Origin of the sequence: Chryseobacterium mucoviscidosis, assembly GCF_002177115.1 — a bacterium.
Lineage (GTDB): Bacteria > Bacteroidota > Bacteroidia > Flavobacteriales > Weeksellaceae > Chryseobacterium > Chryseobacterium mucoviscidosis.
This window is the reverse complement of sequence record NZ_MVAG01000128.1, coordinates 454,028-472,354: the sequence shown is the minus strand read 5'-3', so window position 1 is coordinate 472,354 and position 18,327 is coordinate 454,028. Positions and strand designations below refer to the sequence as shown.

Below are 18,327 nucleotides of genomic sequence, written 5' to 3'. Positions count from 1 at the left end.
GGAGAGAAATAGTTACAACGATGTTTTGATTATTTTTTTGATTTCAGGTTAAAAAAGAAACGGATGTTTTATTAAAAACAGTAAAAATTTTCATTTTACCTATCGAATTAATTGGTAGTATTAAATTTTATTAAAAAATAAATTATTCTTAGTTTTGTGAAAAACAAAAAGACACCCATGAAAATGATGAATTATTATAACAAGGATAATAATTTGTTGAAGTATGTCTAATAGTTTCTGCCGGTTTGTATTACTACTGGTCAATGCATTTCCCGTTTCCGTACATGAGCATCATGAAACGATACATGTTGCACAGAACGTAATCATTATTGTGTTGTGTTCTGCATTAATAGGGTTATTTCTTCATTTCAGATCCAAACAGAAAAAGCAGCTTGCAAGAATGAGGAACATCCTGAGAAACCATCGGCAGGGATTTGTTCAGGATAAAGGTTTCTATTCTGAGGATCCAAAACCGGATTTTGCTCATATTTCCATTGAAGAAATTCAGAATAATGACGATGAAAAAGGAAGGAAAAAAGCAGAATCTCCTATGACTTCCGAAACCGAAGCCAAACTTCTTGAACTCCTGAATGATTTTGAAAAAGGAACGTCCTTCACGAATAAAAATATGTCTCTGTCCTTTCTTGCAGGAGAGTTAAACACCAATACGAAATATCTTTCGCACCTCATCAACCGCCACAAAAATTCGGATTTTAAAACCTATATCAATCGTCTGAGGATAAATTACATCGTCGATAAGCTTGTTAATGACGAAAAATACCGCCAATACAAGATCAGCATCCTCGCTGAAGAGTGCGGATTTTCTTCTCACAGCAAGTTTGCCTCCGTTTTTAAACAGATTACAGATTATTCTCCATCAGTTTATATAAAGTTGCTTTATTCTGAAAATCAGTCGGATATGATTCCTTTTTTTCACGAAAATGATCAACAGTCTTAGTCTTTTTCTTTTCATTTTCCTGAAAACGGATAACCTTTCTTTTCGCAGAAACTATTTAGTGCATTATATTTGCGCCAGTTTTACGGGATAACCACTACTACTGCAGTTATTACCAATCTTTCCGGAAAAATAAAACCCGTACTGCTCACCTAAACACTAAAAACTAATAATGCCACTAGCCAATGTTGTAAAATATGTAACCGATATTTTGCACCAAACCATGAAACATTAACTAGTAACGAATTAAACGGATGAGAACAATTTTTACAGTCGTTATGGCTACTGTAGGATCTAATTTTGCGTTTTCGCAGATCGGGATCAATACAGCAAATCCTATAACGAGTTTGGACGTAGTCGCAAAGAACAGCGATGGCTCCACAGCGGAAGGCATTTTGCCCCCGAGATTAACGGGAGATCAGCTAAGAGCAGGAGATTCCAGATATACAAGCACACACGCCGGAACTATTGTATATGTAACATCACCGGTAACTTCAATCACTTCAAAAACCAACAGAGTAGATGCTCAGGGATTGTATTATTTTGACGGTACGATCTGGCAGAAATTAATGCTTGGTGATGAAAAATCATTAAACAGCAAAAACATCGGGGATATTAAAACTTCTGTAAAAAAGACCGACCACGGAGGATGGTATCTTTTGGACGGAAGAAATATTACAGCCCTTTCGCCGGTAAGTCAGGCAGCAGCAGCAAGTCTGGGATTTACGGACAATCTGCCAGATTCCAGAGACCGGGTTTTAAAATCCAGAGCCAATGGAGAAGTTTTAGGCGCAATAGGAGGCGAAAACCATTTCGGAATTCTGCAGTCTAACCTACCGAATATTACCCTTTCAGGACCGGTAAACGGGGTGGCGCAAAGTGCAGGATCTCATACCCATTCTTCTACAGAAGGCGGTTTTTTGTTGGGTGGAACTACCGTTAACAACAGTTCAGGAGGTTATCAGCCGGATGGAGGATCAACCGCATGGGGCGGCATCGGAATGCTGAACAATACAGCACCTGCAGGAGCGCATATGCATACTGTTGCAGGAACAGCAACTGTTTCTACAGGAGGATTAGGGAAATCTATAGATAACAGATCTGCGTATCTTGTAGTGAATACGTTTATCTATCTGGGAGAATAGTCTTCCTAACAATACAATCGGGGTGATTGCCCGGTTTTTTTCAGTCAAGTTTTTTTAAGTACAAAACCGCAGATTTTCCGCGGTTTTGTTTTTTTATTTCATTTTTGTAGAATCCGAGGCAGTTTTTGTACTGTCCGAAGCAGTAGAAGTACTTTCTGAATGGGCAACGGCAGAATCTCCCATTCTGTTTCTTAAAGAATCTTTATTGTGTTCTTCTTTAAATTCTTCTCTGTTTTCTTTCTTATCGGCGCAGCTTCCTAAAAACAGCAGTCCTAAAACGGCACAAATCCATAATTTTTTCATAGTAAATTTTTTAATGTTTAGTGTATATCAAATATAATGATTTAAAAAGTAAAAAGTAAAAAGTAAAAAGTAAAAAGTAAAAAGTAAAAAGTAAAAAGTTCTTTTTAAACTTCTGAGCATTAAAAATCCCCAGAAAATTTTCTGAGGATTTTGAAATTTTTAAGTTAAAATTCTGTGTTATTTTACAGTAGTGCTTGCAGAATCCATTTTCATCTTCATACTGTCCGGATTGGCTTTTGCCGTAGTCATGGTGTCTGTTGTGGCTGGAGCAACGGCTGTTGTATTATCCACCATTGTAGAATCCGAATTGGTGGTCGACATGGACGATTCTTTTGTACCGCAACTTACCGCGAATATTCCGACTGTTGCCATTAACAATAACTTTTTCATAATATTTTATTTTGGTGTGATTGTAACACGATTAATTCAATTATTATTCCGAAAGTATTGGTAAGCCTATTAAATTATCAATAAAATAAATTAAAAAGTGTTAATAAATCTCTTATCAATCAGTAATTTAAAGAAAGAAAAAGCCCCGAAACCGAAATTCCGGGGCTGTATTGATATAAGAATAACAATTATGTATTGTTCCTGAATGATTATCCTAAATACGGATATTTGTAATCTTTAGGAGATACAAAAGTTTCTTTGATAGATCTTACAGAAGTCCATCTTAGTAAGTTCATTTTAGAACCTGCTTTGTCATTTGTTCCTGAAGCTCTACCACCACCAAAAGGCTGCTGACCAACAACTGCTCCTGTAGGTTTGTCATTGATGTAGAAGTTTCCGGATGCATTTTCCAACGCTTTGAATGCTTCATTTACCGCATAACGATCCTGTGCAAAAACAGATCCCGTTAAAGAATAAGGAGAAGAAGAATCTACCAACTGTAAAGTCTCTTTCCATTTTACATCTTCATAAACGTAGATAGACAAAATTGGTCCGAAGATTTCCTCAACCATACTTTCGTACTGAGGATTTGTAGTTTCAATAACAGTAGGGTGTACAAACCATCCTTTAGAATCGTCTGTTTTACCGCCGATTACAACGTTTGCTTCAGTTGAAGAATTCGCTCTGTCAATATATCCTTTACATTTTTCGAAAGAATTTTTGTCAATTACCGCATTTACAAAGTTAGACGGATCTTCAGGAGAACCGATTTTGATGGAAGCGATTTGAGTTTCCATTACTTTTTTCACATCTGCCCAAAGAGACTGAGGAATATACGCTCTGGAAGCCGCAGAACATTTCTGTCCCTGATATTCGAAAGCACCTCTTACCAAAGCAGTCGCCACCGCTTCTACGTTTGCAGAAGGATGCGCAATTACGAAATCTTTCCCTCCGGTTTCTCCAACGATTCTTGGATAGGTTCTATAATTATGAATATTGTCTCCGATCATTTTCCACATTCCCTGGAACACTTTCGTAGAACCTGTAAAGTGAAGTCCTGCAAAATCTCTGTGCGCCAAAACTTTCTCAGCCGTTTCTTTTCCATCCGTGAAGATCATGTTGATAACTCCTTTTGGAAGACCTGCTTCCGTAAGAACATCCATGATAACTTTTGCGGAATAAACCTGCTTATCAGAAGGCTTCCAGACCACTACGTTTCCAAGCATTGCCATACAGGTCGGTAAATTTCCTGAAATCGCAGTAAAGTTGAAAGGAGTTACTGCAAAACAGAATCCTTCCAATGGTCTGTATTCCACTCTGTTCCAGATTCCTGCGTCAGAAACCGGCTGTTCGGAATACATTTCCGTCATAAATTCTACGTTGAATCTTAAGAAATCGATGAATTCACAAGCGGAATCAATTTCAGCCTGATGAACATTTTTAGACTGTCCGATCATCGTTGCTGCATTAATAACGTCTCTGTAAGGTCCTGCCAAAAGATCAGCCGCTTTTAAGAAAATGGCAGCACGGTGTTCCCATCCAAGCTCGTTCCATTCTTTTTTCGCAGCCAGCGCAGCGTTTATCGCATCATCTACATGCTGCATGGTTCCTCTGTGATAAAATCCGAAATCGTGCGCATGATCCTGAGGCGACTGAAGCTGAACTTTATCTCCTGTTTTTACTTCTTCACCATTGATGATCATTGGGATTTCGATCTTTTCTGCCCACATTTTTTTGTACTGGGCGATCAGACTTTTTACTTCCGGAGTTCCCGGTGCATACGAATTTACGGGCTCGTTTACTGCAAATGGTACTTGCGAAATTGCTTTAGACATATTAGTTGTATATTTTTATTTGCTAATGATACAAATTTACAACAATTATTTGGGTCGAGAGAATGTGTGAATGATCAATTTTGCTTCGCAGGTGAATTGTGAATTTTTTGAATATAGCTGAAAATTGACAGGCATGACGAATTGACAATTCACAATTCACCATTGATTTTCACGGTTAACAGTCAATTTTGCTTGGCAAGTGAATTGTGAGTTTTTGAATATAATTGAAAATCGACAGGCATGACGAATTGACAATTCTCCATTGATCCCCTACATTTTCTCAGTTTCTAAAATTTTTAAAACTAATTTTTCTTCCTGTGTGAGATCTGCTTTACCATCGTTTTCCTCTATCTGTTCAAGCTCATCAAGATATTTTTTGATGGTGTTGTTCTCATAAAGATTAATGACCAAAGGATGAACATAATATTTTCTGCATACCGTACTTGTATTTCCAAGATGGGAAGCAACTATTTCAAGGGCTTCTTTCACTTTTTTCTTGTATTCTGTATGGGTTTCTGCATAGCCGATTTCCTTAAAAGCAATCAAAGCATTTACGGTTCCCGACCACGTTCTGAAATCTTTCGCCGTAAAATCTTCACCGCTGATTTCTTTAATATAATCATTCACCATTCCGGAGTCTACAGTGTGGCGGTTTCCTTCATCATCAATGTACTGGAAAAGTTCTCTTCCGGGAATATCTTTGCACTTCTGCACCAATCTGGAAAGCCTTTTACTTTTCAGATCAATATCATGCATTACGCCTTTTTTTCCTTTAAAATGAAAAGTTATTTTTTGTCCTTTTACCTGAACGTGCTTCTCCTTTAAAGTTGTTAAACCGAAAGAACCATACAGTTTTTCATAGGCATTATTGCCAATTCTTATGTTGGTTCTCTGCATTAAACTTACGATCAGTGCAAGAATCTTTCTTTTTTCGAAATTTCTTAAGGCTAAATCTTTCTCAACCTGCAGGCGAATATCCGGTAAAGCATACCCGAACTGAATCATTCTGTAAAACTTTGTGTGATTTCTCAGGGCACTCCAAAGTGGATGGTAACGATATTGTTTTCGTTTTTTAACATCGAAACCGGTTGCCTGAAGATGTCCGTTGTCCAGCGCACAGATCCAGACATTTTCCCAAGCAGGAGGAATAACCAGCTTGTTAATTCTTGTGATTTCTTCTTTGTCTCTTATTTTTTCGCCGTCTTTGTAGTAAGAATATTTTTTTCCGGTTTTCTTCCGTGTAATTCCGGCTGTTTCTGCATCGGTGGTATATATAAGATGTACCGCCTTTGCAGATGCTACCGGATCTTTCATAATTTTTACGATCTTCGAAGGCTTCAGATGTGAGATGAGTTCTAAGTCTGAATTTTCCATAAGATGATTTGGTTAAGAGTTCCTACCCCTTGAAAACAGCCATAAAATAATAGCTATTACGGCGACTACTACGATAATTCCCCACCACATTCCTGCTTTAAAGATCGTTTCTACTGCTTCGCAGCTTGTTAATGTCAGCAGACAAAATATCATCATACTGTATAAGCTCCATTTTTTCATAATAATTTATTCTTTGGTGTTTATTATTTTATACTCTGTGATGGTCTGCGCGCCATCTTTTTATTGATTTCTTGATTTCGTCGCCCGAAATATTTTCATGTAATGCTTTATGCAAAAGCTCTTTAAATTCATCATCATAAGCGAATCGTAACGCTGCAATCTGGTCAAAATTCAGCTTACCTTCAACCTCATCAGATCTCTGCTGGAAAAGTTCGTAATATCTTTGTTTAAATTCTAACCGAACCAATCGGTTCTGAAGAACCAGCGCGTAATGCTGTCTCAGCATAATCGCAAGATAGAAAAGAAGAAAAATAACAGCAGAAAATAAAATCCAGATCAGTTGGTTGCTTTCATCATTAAAGGTTTTGTAAATGCCAAATATTTCCAATCCCAAAAGCAATGGAAGATAAATGAAATGATGCGGCGGATAAAATTTTCTGTGATTTTTGTAATTCTGACTTTCCATATGGTGTAAGTAAGCAATAACCTTTCCAAAATGTTAAATTTTGATAATAATTGATTTTTGTGGTATAAAAATATTGCCGTTTTTAACAGATAATTAAAAAAATTCTGATCTTTCCTCGTTATAAAACGGATTATTTTTCAGGAGCTTTTCCGGCTTTCCGCACTCGCTGTTTCTTGATTTTGGATTTGCGGCGGCGGAGCCGCCGCAAATCCAAAACCAATAAACGAGCTCAGACAAATGCTGCAATCCGGGCTAGGATTTCTGTCGTTCCACAAATATTTGCCATTTCAGGAAATCAAGAATAACACGGAACAGAAAAAGCTCAATCATGCAGAAACGGTTTAAAAACAACAATAATTTCATCTTCAAAACTCAAAAAATTCGTAACTTCACCTCTTTAAAAAATTAAGATAAAATGACTTCAAAGGAAAAAGTAGCTGCGCTTCGTGAAGAAATGCAGAAAAATAATGTTGATGCATTTATAGTATATTCCGCAGATCCTCACATGAGCGAATATCTGCCAGAAGAATGGCAGGAGAGAGCATGGCTATCAGGATTTCTGGGTTCTGCAGGTTTTGTGGTAGTTACCAAAGACAAGGCAGGACTCTGGACAGACGGAAGATATTTTACACAGGCTCCAATCGAGCTGGCTGGTTCAGGAATCGATCTTTTCAAAGACGGAATGGAAGGAACACCTCATTATATCGACTGGATCATTTCCGAAATTCCTGCGAACGGAAAAGTAGCGGTAAATGCTCTGGCAACTTCTCACGCCAACTGGGAACTCCTAACACAGAAGTTAAACGCAAAAAATATTACTATTGAAGACCTTCCTTTACTGAAAGAAATCTGGAAAGACAGAGGAACACCTTCGAAAAATCCAATATATGTACATCCTGTAGAAAGAGCAGGAAAGTCCGTAGTAGACAAAATCGCGGCAATACGCCAGAAAATGGAAGACATTGAGGCAACGGTACATATCATTTCAAGCTTGGATGATGTAGCATGGACGCTGAATTTAAGAGGAAGCGATGTAGAAAGCAATCCTGTGTTTTTAGGCTATATCGTCATCACTAAAAACGATGCAAAATTATTCACAGATCTGGATAAACTTGAAGTAGAAGCCAGAAGACAACTGGACGAAGCATGGGTAAAAATGATGCCTTATGAAGAATTCTACAACTGTCTGAAAGAATTTAAAAACGAAAAAGTTCTCGTTTCACCAAACAGCAACCAGTCGATTTTTGAAGCTTTGAAATCTGAAAATGAATTCATCAAAGCTCCGGTTCCGGGAAATCTGATGAAAGCCCAGAAAAACGAAACAGAGCTGGAAGGATTCAGAAAAGTAATGGTAAGAGATGGCGTTGCAATGGTGAAATTCCTTTACTGGCTGACTCACAACGCGGGAAAAGAAGCCATGAACGAATATTCTATCGGTGAAAAACTGAGAGGTTTTCGTGCAGAAGGCGAAAATTTCGTAGGCGAAAGCTTTGGAAGCATCGTTGGTTATAAAGACAACGGAGCCATCATGCATTATTCTGCAAAAAGCGAAGGAAGCAAAGAAGTTACCAATGATGCAAGTATTCTGGTAGATTCCGGAGGTCAGTATCTGGAAGGAACAACAGATATCACAAGAACTTTGGCTTTAGGAGCAGTTTCTGAAGAATTCAAAAGAAATTCAACATTGGTTTTACAGGGATTAATCCGTTTATCGATGGTGAAATTCCCGAAGGGAACAAGAGGGGTTCAGCTTGATGCGATTGCAAGACTTCCGCTTTGGATGGAAGGTAAAGATTACAACCACGGAACCGGACATGGTGTAGGAAGTTTCATGAACGTTCACGAAGGTCCGCAAAACATCAGAAAAGATATGAATCCGCAGGAATTATTGGTAGGAATGGTCTGCTCAAACGAACCGGGGTATTATCTTGAAGGAGAATACGGCATCCGTCATGAAAATCTGATCGCCGTAAAAGAATCTGCAACCACCATTCACGGTACTTTCTACGAATTCGAGACTTTAACATTCTGCCCGTTCTTTAAAGATACCATTGTGAAAGAAATTCTTTCTGAGGAAGAAATCAACTGGCTGAATGTTTATCACAAAACATGTGAGGAGAAAATAGCGCCATTCTTGGAAGGTGAAGTCAAAAACTGGTTCCTTGAACTGGTAAGTCCTTTGTAAAGAAAATAAACAGATTAAAAAACCGTCCTGTAAGTATTTGCAGGACGGTTTTTTTGCATTACCGTATTTTTACGGATATGATTTTAGGGTTTATCCTGAAAAATTGCTCCATTGGTCAATCTATCTTTGTATCAACAAAAAGACATCATTCATATCTTCATATAGTAAATTCAAAGCAGTAATCATCTCAGTCCTTGAGATGATTTTTTATTTGTATGTTTTGCCTGATAGAAATTCCCCTCCTTTGGAGGGGTGGCGAAAATTTCGAAGAAATTTTTGACGGGGTGGTTATAAAGTGGAAAAGATAAACTTTGCTTTAAAGATGAATTTAGAAGACCAATAATTAATTTCCGACATTCTTAGCCCGGATAGAAACGGTTACCCCGCAACAAAGACTGGAAGCAATGGCAAAAGCTGTGGCTTGTTTGGCGTGAGGAGTATGAGTGGATAGCCGGAAACAGCTCCAAAATAAAATGTTTGAAAGTATTGAGATTGATTTTTATGTTACTGAAAATATTTTGAACTCGTTAAATTATTGCAATAGATAAAGGATATTTTTGTTTGCGGTTAAAAACCGTAAATTTGCAGCATGAATAACGATACCATTTGTGCGTTGGCAACTGCCAATGGAGTAGGTGCTTTAGGAATTATAAGAGTTTCGGGAGTTGAAGCTTTAGCTGTTGTGCAAAAGTCTTTTCCGGGGAAAAATTTGGCAAAACAGAAGTCTCACACCATTCATTACGGATATTTTATGGATGGGGAAGAAGCGATTGATGAAGTGATGCTTTCTATTTTTCTGGCTCCGAAAAGTTTTACCACGGAAAATTCTGTGGAAATAGCCTTTCACGGCTCTCCGCACATTGGAAAACGTATTCTTGAAACTTTGATTAAAAACGGAGCACGAATGGCAAAAGCCGGAGAATTTACGCTTCGTGCATTTATTAATGGAAGAATTGATCTTTCTCAGGCTGAAGCGATTGCTGATGTTATTGCATCTGAAAATGAAGCTTCGAGAAAAGTGGCAATTAATCAGTTGAAAGGAGGAATTACCAACGAAATTTCTTTCCTGAGAACCGATTTGCTGAATTTTGTTTCATTGATTGAATTAGAGCTTGATTTTGCAGAAGAAGATGTAGAATTTGCGGACAGATCGGCTTTGGTTGAGCTTTTAAATAAAATTGAAGTAAAATTAAATTCCCTGATTGAAAGTTTCCAATACGGAAATGCCATCAAAAACGGAACTGCGGTTGCCATCATCGGCAAACCGAATGCCGGAAAATCGACTTTGCTCAATGCTTTGTTAAAGGAAGAAAGAGCGATTGTAAGCAATATCGCGGGAACAACGAGGGATACGATAGAGGAGGTTCTTCATATAAAAGGTCATGCTTTCCGCCTGATTGATACGGCAGGATTGCGTGAAACGATGGATGAAATTGAGGCAATTGGTGTAAAAAAAGCCAAAGAAAAAGTAGAAAATGCAAATATACTGGTTTATTTAGCCGATGCTGCAACAGAAGATTTTTCCGAAGATATTGAAATGATCCAGTCTCTGCAAAGAGATGATCTGAAACTGATTATCTGTGCAACAAAGATTGATGAGGTTTCTCCTGTAACATATGAAAAAGTTGAAGATATTTTCAGAAATGCAATATCTCAGGAATTTGATTTTATTAAAATTTCTGCTGTTGAAAATCAGAATATTCAGGATATTAAAAATGAATTGTCTTCTTACGTAGAACAGTTAAAAGCTTCTGAAAACAATGTTGTGATTACCAATCAGCGCCATTTTGAAGCACTACAGAAATCTTTTGAAGCCGTACAAAAAGTAAAAGAAGCAATTACTTTCCAAATTTCTACCGAGCTTTTAGCCTACGAACTGAGAAACGCACTGGAACATCTCGGTGAAATTTCGGGCGAGGTGACTAATGATGAGGTTTTGGGGAATATTTTTTCGAAGTTTTGTATCGGGAAATAAAATGTTTTTTTTTGCTTTCTAATGTTTTATTTTGGTTGATTTTCATATGTTTATGTGATTTTTGATTTCCTTTTTTAGAGTTTATTTTTATATTTGTGTATCTTTTGTACACCTCGATTTTACAAGAGTATTAAATAGGTGTACAATTGTACATCTTAAAAGCGTACTATGAAAATTACTTTAAAGCAAAAAAAATTAACTAACGGAAAAATTAGTCTTTTTATTGAATATTATAAAGGATCTTCCACAAATAATCAAGGTAAAAGAATTCATATTAGAGATTTTGAATACTTAAAATTGTATCTTCATTCAGAACCTAATTCTGCGAAAGAAAAGAAAGAAAATAAAGAAACAATGGCTTTAGCCGAAAGTATATATTCAATTCGTAAAGCAGAATATTTTCAGGGGCGTTACGATCTAAAAGATAAAGTTAAAAGTAAGAGGCTTTTTTTAGTTTATTTTGAAGAATTGACAAAAGAAAAACAAAAACATGACTCTTCCAACAATTACGGCAATTGGTTTTCGACGCTTCAACATCTTAAAAAGATTGTTCCTCCAAATTTTACCTTTGATGAAATAGACGAAAATTTTATAAAAAAAGTTAAAAATTATTTTGAGAACGATGCTTTAACAAAAAGCGAAATACCATTATCCCAAAATTCAAAATATTCCTATTTTAATAAATTTAAAGCAGCTATCCGGCAAGCATTTGAAGATGGATATTTACCTATAAATTATGCTACAAAAGTAAAATCTTTTGAACAAGCTGAAAGCCAGAGAGAATATTTAACGTTTGATGAATTACAATCTTTAGGTACAGCGGAATGTAAATACCCTGTTCTGAAAAAAGCTTTTCTTTTTTCATGTTTGTCAGGATTGCGTTGGTCTGATATCAATACTTTGATCTGGAAAGAAGTTCGGGATGAGGGTGATATTTCAAAAGTTAATTTTCGTCAAGAAAAAACAGATGGCGTAGAGTATCTCTATATCTCAAAACAAGCTAGGGAATTATTGGGCGAAAGACAAGATCCCCAAGAAAGAGTCTTCAAAGGTTTGAAATATGGGATGACTTACAATACAGAAATTATTCGTTGGTGTAATCGAGCTGGTGTAGCAAAACATATTACTTTTCACTCAGCAAGACATACTAATGCAGTTTTGCTTTTAGAAAATGGTGCAGATATTTACACTGTTTCAAAAAGATTAGGGCATAGAGAGTTGAGAACCACTCAGATTTATGCAAAAATTGTTGATTCTAAAGCTAAAGAAGCAGCGGAAATTATACCACAATTGAATATTGATTTATAAAAATTGTAGTTTTTAGCCTTATTTGATAGTAAATAGCCTGTAAGTTATTGATAATATTGTTTATATGATTTCTGATATCGAATTTTGTTTTGTTAAAGAAATTAAAAGAAACAAATGGAAAATAACGAAATTATTATTTACAAACTTAATCGAATTGAAAAGCATATTTTTGGACTTAAAACAATTCTTAATGTAGAAGAACTTTCTGATTATACAGGATTCAAGAAATCGTATATATATAAATTAGTTCATACTAATTCAATCCCATTTTCAAAACCTTTCGGGAAAGTTCTTTTTTTTAACAGAATAAAAATTGATGAATGGTTGCTAAAAAACAGTCATAAATCAAATGATGAAATCCAACAAGAAGCAATAGAGTTTTCTTTGCGTAAAAAATAAAACCTAACTACTGCAATAGTTAGGTTTAAATGTTTGTTTTACTGGAAATAAAGAGCAAATATAAAAATTATTTTAACTCTTTCCGCAATCTAGAATGTTTTATGAAAGATAATAAAATTCTGTATCAAACTGATACAGAAACTAAAACTATATTTGACAGGACACTTAATTATTTAAATTCCAAATATTCAATCAGATTCAATACAATTTCTCTTGAGTTTGAAATTAAGTTATTGTTTGATAAAAAATGGACAACACTCAATTTAAACTCATTATTTATAGAACTCGTTAGATCTGGAATTGATATTCCGATTAATAAATTGGAAATTCTTATCAGAAGTCATTTGATCCAACAGTACAATCCGATTCGGGAATATTTTGAAAATTTGGAAGATTGGGATCAACAGGATCATATTGGTAAATTATGCAGCTATATAAGGACAACTGACAATATGTCTTTTCAAAAATATTTTGAAAAATGGCTTACCAGAACTGTAATTTGCGCATTAAAACCCGGCTATATCAACAAACAGTGTTTGGTTTTGTTTAATATAAAACAAAACACAGGGAAAACCAGTTTTCTGCGATTTCTTATTCCTTTACAACTTGAAAAATATTACACAGAAGATATAGGCGTTGATAAAGACGGTTTGATTGCCTTGTGTAAGAATCTTTTAATTAATATTGATGAACTCTCTGTGATGTCGAAAACGGATGTTAATATTCTTAAATCATTCATTTCAAAAAATACTGTTAATGCAAGATTGCCTTATGATCGTAAATCGACACTTATGCAACGAACCGCTTCATTTTGTGGTTCCACAAACCGCTTTGATTTTTTAACCGATGAAACAGGAAGTGTAAGGTGGCAGGTGTTTGAAGTTCTAAACATTGATTTCAATTATTCCAAAGATATCAATATTGAAAAGGTATGGTCGCAAGCATATTACAATGCATTTGAAAGAAAAAATTACAATCCGGAACTTACAGTTGAAGATATACAGGAAAATGAAAAAAGAAATGAAAAGTTCAAGCAGATATCGCTTGAACAGGAAATTATCCTTTCACATTTTGAAAAATCCAAACTGCAGAATGAATTTATGACACCTTCAGATATTATGTTAGCTATGAATAATGCACTCGGTGTACGGCTTAATATAATAAAAATTGGTAAAGCCCTCACTGCCATGAATTATGAAAGAATAAAACATCCGAAAAGGCAGGTATATGGCTATTTGATTCGAAGAAAAATTGAAGAATAAAAATTCACGAATATTAAAATCACTTACCACTTACCTGAAACTTTGTAAATCAATATCCGCACGTAGTTTACAATATGGTAACTGAATAAACGGGAGCTTACCTATTTACCTTTACTATTTATTTTTTTTAGGTAAGTAGGTAATAAAAAGTAAGAGGGTTAAATCCAGATAAAGACAAGCTGCAGAGACTTAGGTAATAAGGTAAGTGAAATTTAAAAGAAAATCTAAAATATAAAAAAAATGAACTGTAAACAATTCAACAGCATATTGTTGGAAGAGATTCTACTTTATCTCGGATATCTCCCAACGAAACAAAATGAAAAAGAAGCCTGGTATCTCAATCCCTTTGCCAACGAATCCCAAGCCTCTTTTAAACTCGATAAAAGAATTAACGCCTGGTATCTTCATTCACAAGGAATCGGCGGAAACAATACTGATTTTATGAAAAAATATCTGAATGCTTCGGCAAGTGAAGTTTTAGTTTGGGCAAAAAATAACAATTTTTCTTCTTTTCAAAAGCAAAGTTTTTCTAAACCAAAATTAGAAGACCTAGTTAAAAACTATGATATAATTGAAGTAAAAGGAATCCAACATCCGGCGCTTTTAGATTATTTAAAAAGTAGAAAAGTTGGAAATCAAACTGAATTTTTACAAGAGATTCATTATCGAATGAACAATAAAAGATTTTTCGGAATTGGTTTCCAAAACAATTCAGACGGTTACGAAATTCGCAATAAATATTCAAAAATCTGTCTGGGTAAAAAAGACATCAGTAGCATAGAAAACGGTTCAGATTCAATTCGGGTTTTCGAAGGTTTTTTCGACTTTCTTTCCTTTAAAAATGTAGAAAGCTATTTAGAAAAAAGACCATCCGACTATATCATTTTGAATTCGATAGCAATGATTTCTAAAATTAAGGATTCATTCGGAAACTACGAAAATATTGAGCTGTATTTTGACAATGATGAAGCCGGAAACAGAGCCGTTGAAATGATTAAAAATGAAAACCAAAACGCAGAAGACTGCCGGGTTCTGTACTCATATTTTAAAGATCTGAATGACTGGCTGATTCACAAAAATCCATCCAATGAAAAACACGCTAGATAAATGATAAGATGAATGGAAAATAATACAGGTTAAATACGGTGGATATTTAGTGCAAAAAGTACCCAAAGTTTACAATAAGCGTAGCCGCTGATTGTAAAATTGGAATTTTTGATTTCTTCCTATCGTCATAAATGGTTATTAATCAATACAAAATTAGCACAATGGAAAAAGACTTTTTAGAAGAGTTTATAATTAACGTTACCAAAGAAAATGATGCAAGAATTGCTCGGGAAGAAAGAAAGAAACACTTTCAGGAATTGGGCAGAAAAGGAGGTTTGAAGAAAAAAGAATCATTCCATCTCAATAAAGTTATTTCATTTCGGGTGACGGAATCTGAATATGAGGATAATCTGAAAAAGGCAATTAAATATAAGCTCAAGTTATCAACCTACGCAAGAATGGTTTATTTAGAAAAAGAACTTAAGATCAATGAATTTCAAGCTGATGAAATTTTATTACAATACGGAAATTATTTCAAAAAAATAACTAATCTTTTACGAAATCGGGAATGGAATGTTTTTGAGAATAAAAAAGAAATTCTTTTAAACATCGAAACTACAATTGATCTAATCCAGCAATACTTGTACTCAAAAGTGAAACAAAGAAATACTGATGAATAATTCTGCGACTACGAGAGCAATCACAAAAATTGCTTTGGAATATAATGGTAATGATAAAGGAACAGCAGAGATGGTGGCTTCGAATTATCTTTTGAGTGAAACAGCAGAAGGACAATTTCATGAAATGAAGACAGTGGCTGAGCGAAATTCTAAGGTAAAGAAATGGGCACTGACCGGTTATATTTCTCAACCAGACGAAATTGGTAGAGAATTAAGTGATGAAGAACTCAGAAAAATTGCAATAGAAGCGCTTACAAAAGTAGGCGTAACAAGAAAAAATCAATATCGGCTGGATATACATAACAGTACAAAACATAAGCATATTCATTTTGTCGTCAACAGAATTGATATTTCGGGAAAGTGTACTGTAAAATCTCATAATATTGGAAAAAGATTTGGAGAAGCTGTAAGAGAAGTTTGTAATGAGAAAGGTTTATTAACCGATATAGATATTGGGATTCAGAAAAAAGCTCATATGCTGGAAAATTTGATTGAGGCTATTAGGTCAAAAGATAACTTTGCCGATATCATCTCTAAAATGAAACAAAAAGGTTTTGAAGTTCAATTATCTTCAAATGCAAAGGACAGAATTTCGGGAATGCGCATTATGATGACAAAGGATATAAACCATGAAACCCTTCGTCAATACAAAGCTGGCTATAAATTATCCGAAATATCAGGTCAGCTAAAAATTTCTGAGATAAAAAATATATTTGAATTAAAACAAGCTGTTAAAGAGGCACAAAAATATGCTGGTAATCTAAACTGTTTTCGGGAAAATCTTCAAAAAGCAGGGTACACAGTGAAAATTCAATACAAAGGAGAATTTAAAGCCGGTCAAAGAAATGAGATTCAGGATTTATGGATAAATAAAATTGATAATAATCAACAAAAAAACGGATTTTTTTTCAGGAACAATATAGGGTTTTCTTTGTCTACAATAGATTCTAATCTTGCTGATTGGCTAAGATCAATAAATCAAAGCAATACAATTTATGATGCAGGTAATCATTTGAATTTAACAGCAAATGAAAGCATGATAGAAATTGCAAATAAATTATTAGATAATCTTCTTAACCCGACTTATGTTTCTCGTGCCGATGAAGAATTTTGGAAAAAGAAGCGAAAATTAAAACGGTAATTAACAAAATATGGAAAATGAGAATAAAGGCTCACACAGTAACGGAATGGAACTGTTAGAAAAGGTAATCAAATCAAATTTAGACAATATAGAACAGAATGTTAAACTAAGATTTGAAATTGACGATCTCAAGACATCGTTGAATGAAGTGCAATTCGGATTGAAAGATAGCAATTTGATATCTGATGAAATCTTAACCTCTTTTAAATTAGAAAATATCAAAAGAAAGGAATTTCTTAACAGTATACCCGTTAAAATAGAAACAGTTCTATCGCAAGAAACGATTGATTATTATGAAGGTTTTCATGAGAAAATAAAAATCATTAAAAGATTTGCTTGGGCAGGGATTGTAATTTTAATTTTTGCAGTTTTAATGATGATTGTCTCTGTTAATTTTGCTAATAATTTTTACAGGGAAAGTATTAAATCTAAAAGTGAGATTCGGGAGGAAATAATGAAAGAAATAGCTGATAAAGGACAAAACATCTATGATGAAAATGAGATTAAGATCTTAAATGAAAATACAAGTGTTATGCAAAAATGGATGAAAAAATATCCAAAAGAAGCAGAGAAGTTTCAACGGTTCAAAGATGGTTATGATGCAAGGGAAGACACTATGCCGTAAATTGTTATTGGGAAAATTTTAAGGCATGAACTTTTTTTGCAAAAAAGGAGCTGCCTTCTAAAACACAAAAGCCACTGCAATTGCGATGGCTTTTTATTATTGCTCACGGATAAAATCCGCGAGAGCGGGATTGGCTAAATATTATGGTAATTTTATCTCTCCACAAATATTAATTTTATTATTCTTATTATTATAAACATCCCCTTTCAGAAAAAGTTTATTCTCATTTTTTTTAAATTCTATTTGAAATGAATTTTCATGAGGATTAAATATGTCATTATAATATTTGGTAAATAAAACAACTTTCTTTGTAAGATAATAATCGCTCTTGTTGCCAAATTTAAATATAGTATCGTTTTGCGGATTCTTAAGTCTTATATTTAAATTATAATCTTCAATTAAACTTCTATAATTAATATCAAGATAATTTCCTGATTTTATAATTTCTGTTTGCTTAATATCTTTAGGTATTTTTACATCAATTTTTTTTATTTTGATAGTACCTAATGAAAAGGAATCATTTATATAAATTTTCTTTTTATAATACTGACTATTAATAATAAAATACTTATTACTAAAATAAAACCTATGGCGATTGTTTTTTTCATATACTCTTATCTTGTTTGAGGTTTGGTAATAATCAATTTGCTATTTTCTCCTGAATGACTATTGCTTACTTTATCAATAACCTTTGCTGATGTAGCGGTTACCTGTCCTATAGTAATATCTGGTAAGCCTTCTGCTAATTTTGATAAAGGAATACCTATATTATTAAATGCTGATGCTATATCATCACCATTATCATAATCACTTTGCCCATGAAACTGTTCTCTAGCTTCGTTTTTAATAAAATCTGCATCACCATTTACCTTCCCTGCAATATCATCAACTTTAGCTTTATAATGACCTCCATCAGCTTTTTCAATTTCATTATTTGTAGCTAATCTCGTTGTATTATTTTTCACCTGAGAAGTGTATTCTGTTGATGTTGCGCTATTCCCCATAGCATCAGTTAAATATATTAATTCTTTCCGCAAAATTTATTAACATAAAAAAA

18 protein-coding genes are annotated in these 18,327 nt (G+C 34.4%); 11 read left to right on the top strand and 7 right to left on the bottom strand.

Going from position 1 to position 18,327, the window contains the following annotated elements; genetic code table 11:
• Positions 1 to 223 precede the first annotated feature (223 nt).
• A complete protein-coding gene (locus B0E34_RS16720; protein ID WP_087711309.1) occupies positions 224 to 958 on the top strand; it encodes a helix-turn-helix domain-containing protein in 735 nt (244 codons plus the stop codon).
• 251 nt (positions 959 to 1,209) lie between these two features.
• Positions 1,210 to 2,100, top strand: a complete 891-nt coding sequence (locus tag B0E34_RS16715; RefSeq protein WP_123956680.1) for a phage tail-like protein — start codon at positions 1,210 to 1,212, stop codon at positions 2,098 to 2,100.
• Positions 2,101 to 2,193: 93 nt separating this feature from the next.
• Here the strand turns inward: B0E34_RS16715 and B0E34_RS16710 are convergent, their stop codons facing one another.
• From B0E34_RS16710 to B0E34_RS16685, 6 genes are all read right to left on the bottom strand, one after another.
• Positions 2,194 to 2,403, bottom strand: a complete 210-nt coding sequence (locus B0E34_RS16710) for a hypothetical protein (protein ID WP_087711305.1) — start codon at positions 2,401 to 2,403, stop codon at positions 2,194 to 2,196.
• A 177-nt stretch (positions 2,404 to 2,580) separates the two neighbouring features.
• A complete protein-coding gene (locus B0E34_RS16705; protein WP_087711303.1) occupies positions 2,581 to 2,793 on the bottom strand; it encodes a cytochrome C551 in 213 nt (70 codons plus the stop codon).
• A 209-nt stretch (positions 2,794 to 3,002) separates the two neighbouring features.
• Positions 3,003 to 4,628 (bottom strand): L-glutamate gamma-semialdehyde dehydrogenase, encoded by a 1,626-nt coding sequence (gene pruA, locus B0E34_RS16700; RefSeq protein WP_087711301.1) that lies wholly within the window; start codon positions 4,626 to 4,628, stop codon positions 3,003 to 3,005.
• 270 nt (positions 4,629 to 4,898) lie between these two features.
• Entirely contained in the window at positions 4,899 to 6,002 is a 1,104-nt protein-coding gene (locus B0E34_RS16695; RefSeq protein WP_087711299.1) for a DNA topoisomerase IB, read from the bottom strand.
• Between the two features lie 12 nt (positions 6,003 to 6,014).
• Positions 6,015 to 6,182: a phosphatidate cytidylyltransferase gene (locus tag B0E34_RS16690; protein WP_076394783.1), complete on the bottom strand. Its 168-nt coding sequence runs from the start codon at positions 6,180 to 6,182 to the stop codon at positions 6,015 to 6,017.
• A 28-nt stretch (positions 6,183 to 6,210) separates the two neighbouring features.
• Complete coding sequence (locus B0E34_RS16685) at positions 6,211 to 6,648, bottom strand: DUF6526 family protein (protein ID WP_087711297.1); 438 nt, start codon at positions 6,646 to 6,648, stop codon at positions 6,211 to 6,213.
• Positions 6,649 to 7,063: 415 nt separating this feature from the next.
• Here B0E34_RS16685 and B0E34_RS16680 point away from each other — a divergent pair, with 415 nt between their 5' ends.
• The 9 genes from B0E34_RS16680 to B0E34_RS16640 all read left to right on the top strand — a co-directional run bounded on the left by B0E34_RS16680 (position 7,064) and on the right by B0E34_RS16640 (position 17,270).
• Positions 7,064 to 8,833 (top strand): aminopeptidase P family protein, encoded by a 1,770-nt coding sequence (locus B0E34_RS16680; protein WP_087711295.1) that lies wholly within the window; start codon positions 7,064 to 7,066, stop codon positions 8,831 to 8,833.
• A gap of 589 nt (positions 8,834 to 9,422) precedes the next feature.
• Positions 9,423 to 10,808, top strand: a complete 1,386-nt coding sequence (gene mnmE, locus B0E34_RS16675) for a tRNA uridine-5-carboxymethylaminomethyl(34) synthesis GTPase MnmE (protein WP_087711293.1) — start codon at positions 9,423 to 9,425, stop codon at positions 10,806 to 10,808.
• 168 nt (positions 10,809 to 10,976) lie between these two features.
• The gene (locus B0E34_RS16670) at positions 10,977 to 12,116 is read left to right on the top strand and encodes a site-specific integrase (protein ID WP_087711292.1); all 1,140 of its coding nucleotides are present in this window, start codon (positions 10,977 to 10,979) and stop codon (positions 12,114 to 12,116) included.
• 114 nt (positions 12,117 to 12,230) lie between these two features.
• On the top strand, positions 12,231 to 12,515 hold the full coding sequence (locus B0E34_RS16665) for an excisionase family DNA-binding protein (RefSeq protein WP_087711290.1): 285 nt from the start codon (positions 12,231 to 12,233) through the stop codon (positions 12,513 to 12,515).
• A gap of 101 nt (positions 12,516 to 12,616) precedes the next feature.
• Complete coding sequence (locus tag B0E34_RS16660; RefSeq protein ID WP_087711289.1) at positions 12,617 to 13,777, top strand: VapE domain-containing protein; 1,161 nt, start codon at positions 12,617 to 12,619, stop codon at positions 13,775 to 13,777.
• Between the two features lie 240 nt (positions 13,778 to 14,017).
• Positions 14,018 to 14,884: a DUF8464 domain-containing protein gene (locus tag B0E34_RS16655; RefSeq protein ID WP_087711287.1), complete on the top strand. Its 867-nt coding sequence runs from the start codon at positions 14,018 to 14,020 to the stop codon at positions 14,882 to 14,884.
• A gap of 161 nt (positions 14,885 to 15,045) precedes the next feature.
• Positions 15,046 to 15,504 carry a plasmid mobilization protein gene (locus B0E34_RS16650; protein WP_087711545.1) on the top strand — a complete coding sequence of 153 codons (459 nt, stop codon included), beginning with the start codon at positions 15,046 to 15,048 and terminating at the stop codon, positions 15,502 to 15,504.
• Positions 15,497 to 16,645, top strand: coding sequence for a relaxase/mobilization nuclease domain-containing protein (locus B0E34_RS16645; RefSeq protein WP_087711285.1), 1,149 nt, complete (start codon positions 15,497 to 15,499; stop codon positions 16,643 to 16,645). The genes B0E34_RS16650 and B0E34_RS16645 overlap by 8 nt, the downstream gene beginning before the upstream one ends.
• 10 nt (positions 16,646 to 16,655) lie before the next feature.
• Complete coding sequence (locus B0E34_RS16640) at positions 16,656 to 17,270, top strand: hypothetical protein (protein ID WP_087711283.1); 615 nt, start codon at positions 16,656 to 16,658, stop codon at positions 17,268 to 17,270.
• Positions 17,271 to 17,884: 614 nt separating this feature from the next.
• Here the strand turns inward: B0E34_RS16640 and B0E34_RS16635 are convergent.
• Complete coding sequence (locus B0E34_RS16635; RefSeq protein WP_123956678.1) at positions 17,885 to 18,307, bottom strand: hypothetical protein; 423 nt, start codon at positions 18,305 to 18,307, stop codon at positions 17,885 to 17,887.
• Positions 18,308 to 18,327: the final 20 nt, after the last annotated feature.

What these genes read in the sequence shown, in the direction of transcription:
- B0E34_RS16720 (WP_087711309.1), top strand. Translation starts at nt 224, where the DNA reads ATGTCTAATAGTTTCTGCCGGTTTGTATTACTACTGGTCAATGCATTT.
- B0E34_RS16715 (WP_123956680.1), top strand. Translation starts at nt 1,210, where the DNA reads ATGAGAACAATTTTTACAGTCGTTATGGCTACTGTAGGATCTAATTTT.
- B0E34_RS16710 (WP_087711305.1), bottom strand. Translation starts at nt 2,403, where the DNA reads ATGAAAAAATTATGGATTTGTGCCGTTTTAGGACTGCTGTTTTTAGGA.
- B0E34_RS16705 (WP_087711303.1), bottom strand. Translation starts at nt 2,793, where the DNA reads ATGAAAAAGTTATTGTTAATGGCAACAGTCGGAATATTCGCGGTAAGT.
- pruA (WP_087711301.1), bottom strand. Translation starts at nt 4,628, where the DNA reads ATGTCTAAAGCAATTTCGCAAGTACCATTTGCAGTAAACGAGCCCGTA.
- B0E34_RS16695 (WP_087711299.1), bottom strand. Translation starts at nt 6,002, where the DNA reads ATGGAAAATTCAGACTTAGAACTCATCTCACATCTGAAGCCTTCGAAG.
- B0E34_RS16690 (WP_076394783.1), bottom strand. Translation starts at nt 6,182, where the DNA reads ATGAAAAAATGGAGCTTATACAGTATGATGATATTTTGTCTGCTGACA.
- B0E34_RS16685 (WP_087711297.1), bottom strand. Translation starts at nt 6,648, where the DNA reads ATGGAAAGTCAGAATTACAAAAATCACAGAAAATTTTATCCGCCGCAT.
- B0E34_RS16680 (WP_087711295.1), top strand. Translation starts at nt 7,064, where the DNA reads ATGACTTCAAAGGAAAAAGTAGCTGCGCTTCGTGAAGAAATGCAGAAA.
- mnmE (WP_087711293.1), top strand. Translation starts at nt 9,423, where the DNA reads ATGAATAACGATACCATTTGTGCGTTGGCAACTGCCAATGGAGTAGGT.
- B0E34_RS16670 (WP_087711292.1), top strand. Translation starts at nt 10,977, where the DNA reads ATGAAAATTACTTTAAAGCAAAAAAAATTAACTAACGGAAAAATTAGT.
- B0E34_RS16665 (WP_087711290.1), top strand. Translation starts at nt 12,231, where the DNA reads ATGGAAAATAACGAAATTATTATTTACAAACTTAATCGAATTGAAAAG.
- B0E34_RS16660 (WP_087711289.1), top strand. Translation starts at nt 12,617, where the DNA reads ATGAAAGATAATAAAATTCTGTATCAAACTGATACAGAAACTAAAACT.
- B0E34_RS16655 (WP_087711287.1), top strand. Translation starts at nt 14,018, where the DNA reads ATGAACTGTAAACAATTCAACAGCATATTGTTGGAAGAGATTCTACTT.
- B0E34_RS16650 (WP_087711545.1), top strand. Translation starts at nt 15,046, where the DNA reads ATGGAAAAAGACTTTTTAGAAGAGTTTATAATTAACGTTACCAAAGAA.
- B0E34_RS16645 (WP_087711285.1), top strand. Translation starts at nt 15,497, where the DNA reads ATGAATAATTCTGCGACTACGAGAGCAATCACAAAAATTGCTTTGGAA.
- B0E34_RS16640 (WP_087711283.1), top strand. Translation starts at nt 16,656, where the DNA reads ATGGAAAATGAGAATAAAGGCTCACACAGTAACGGAATGGAACTGTTA.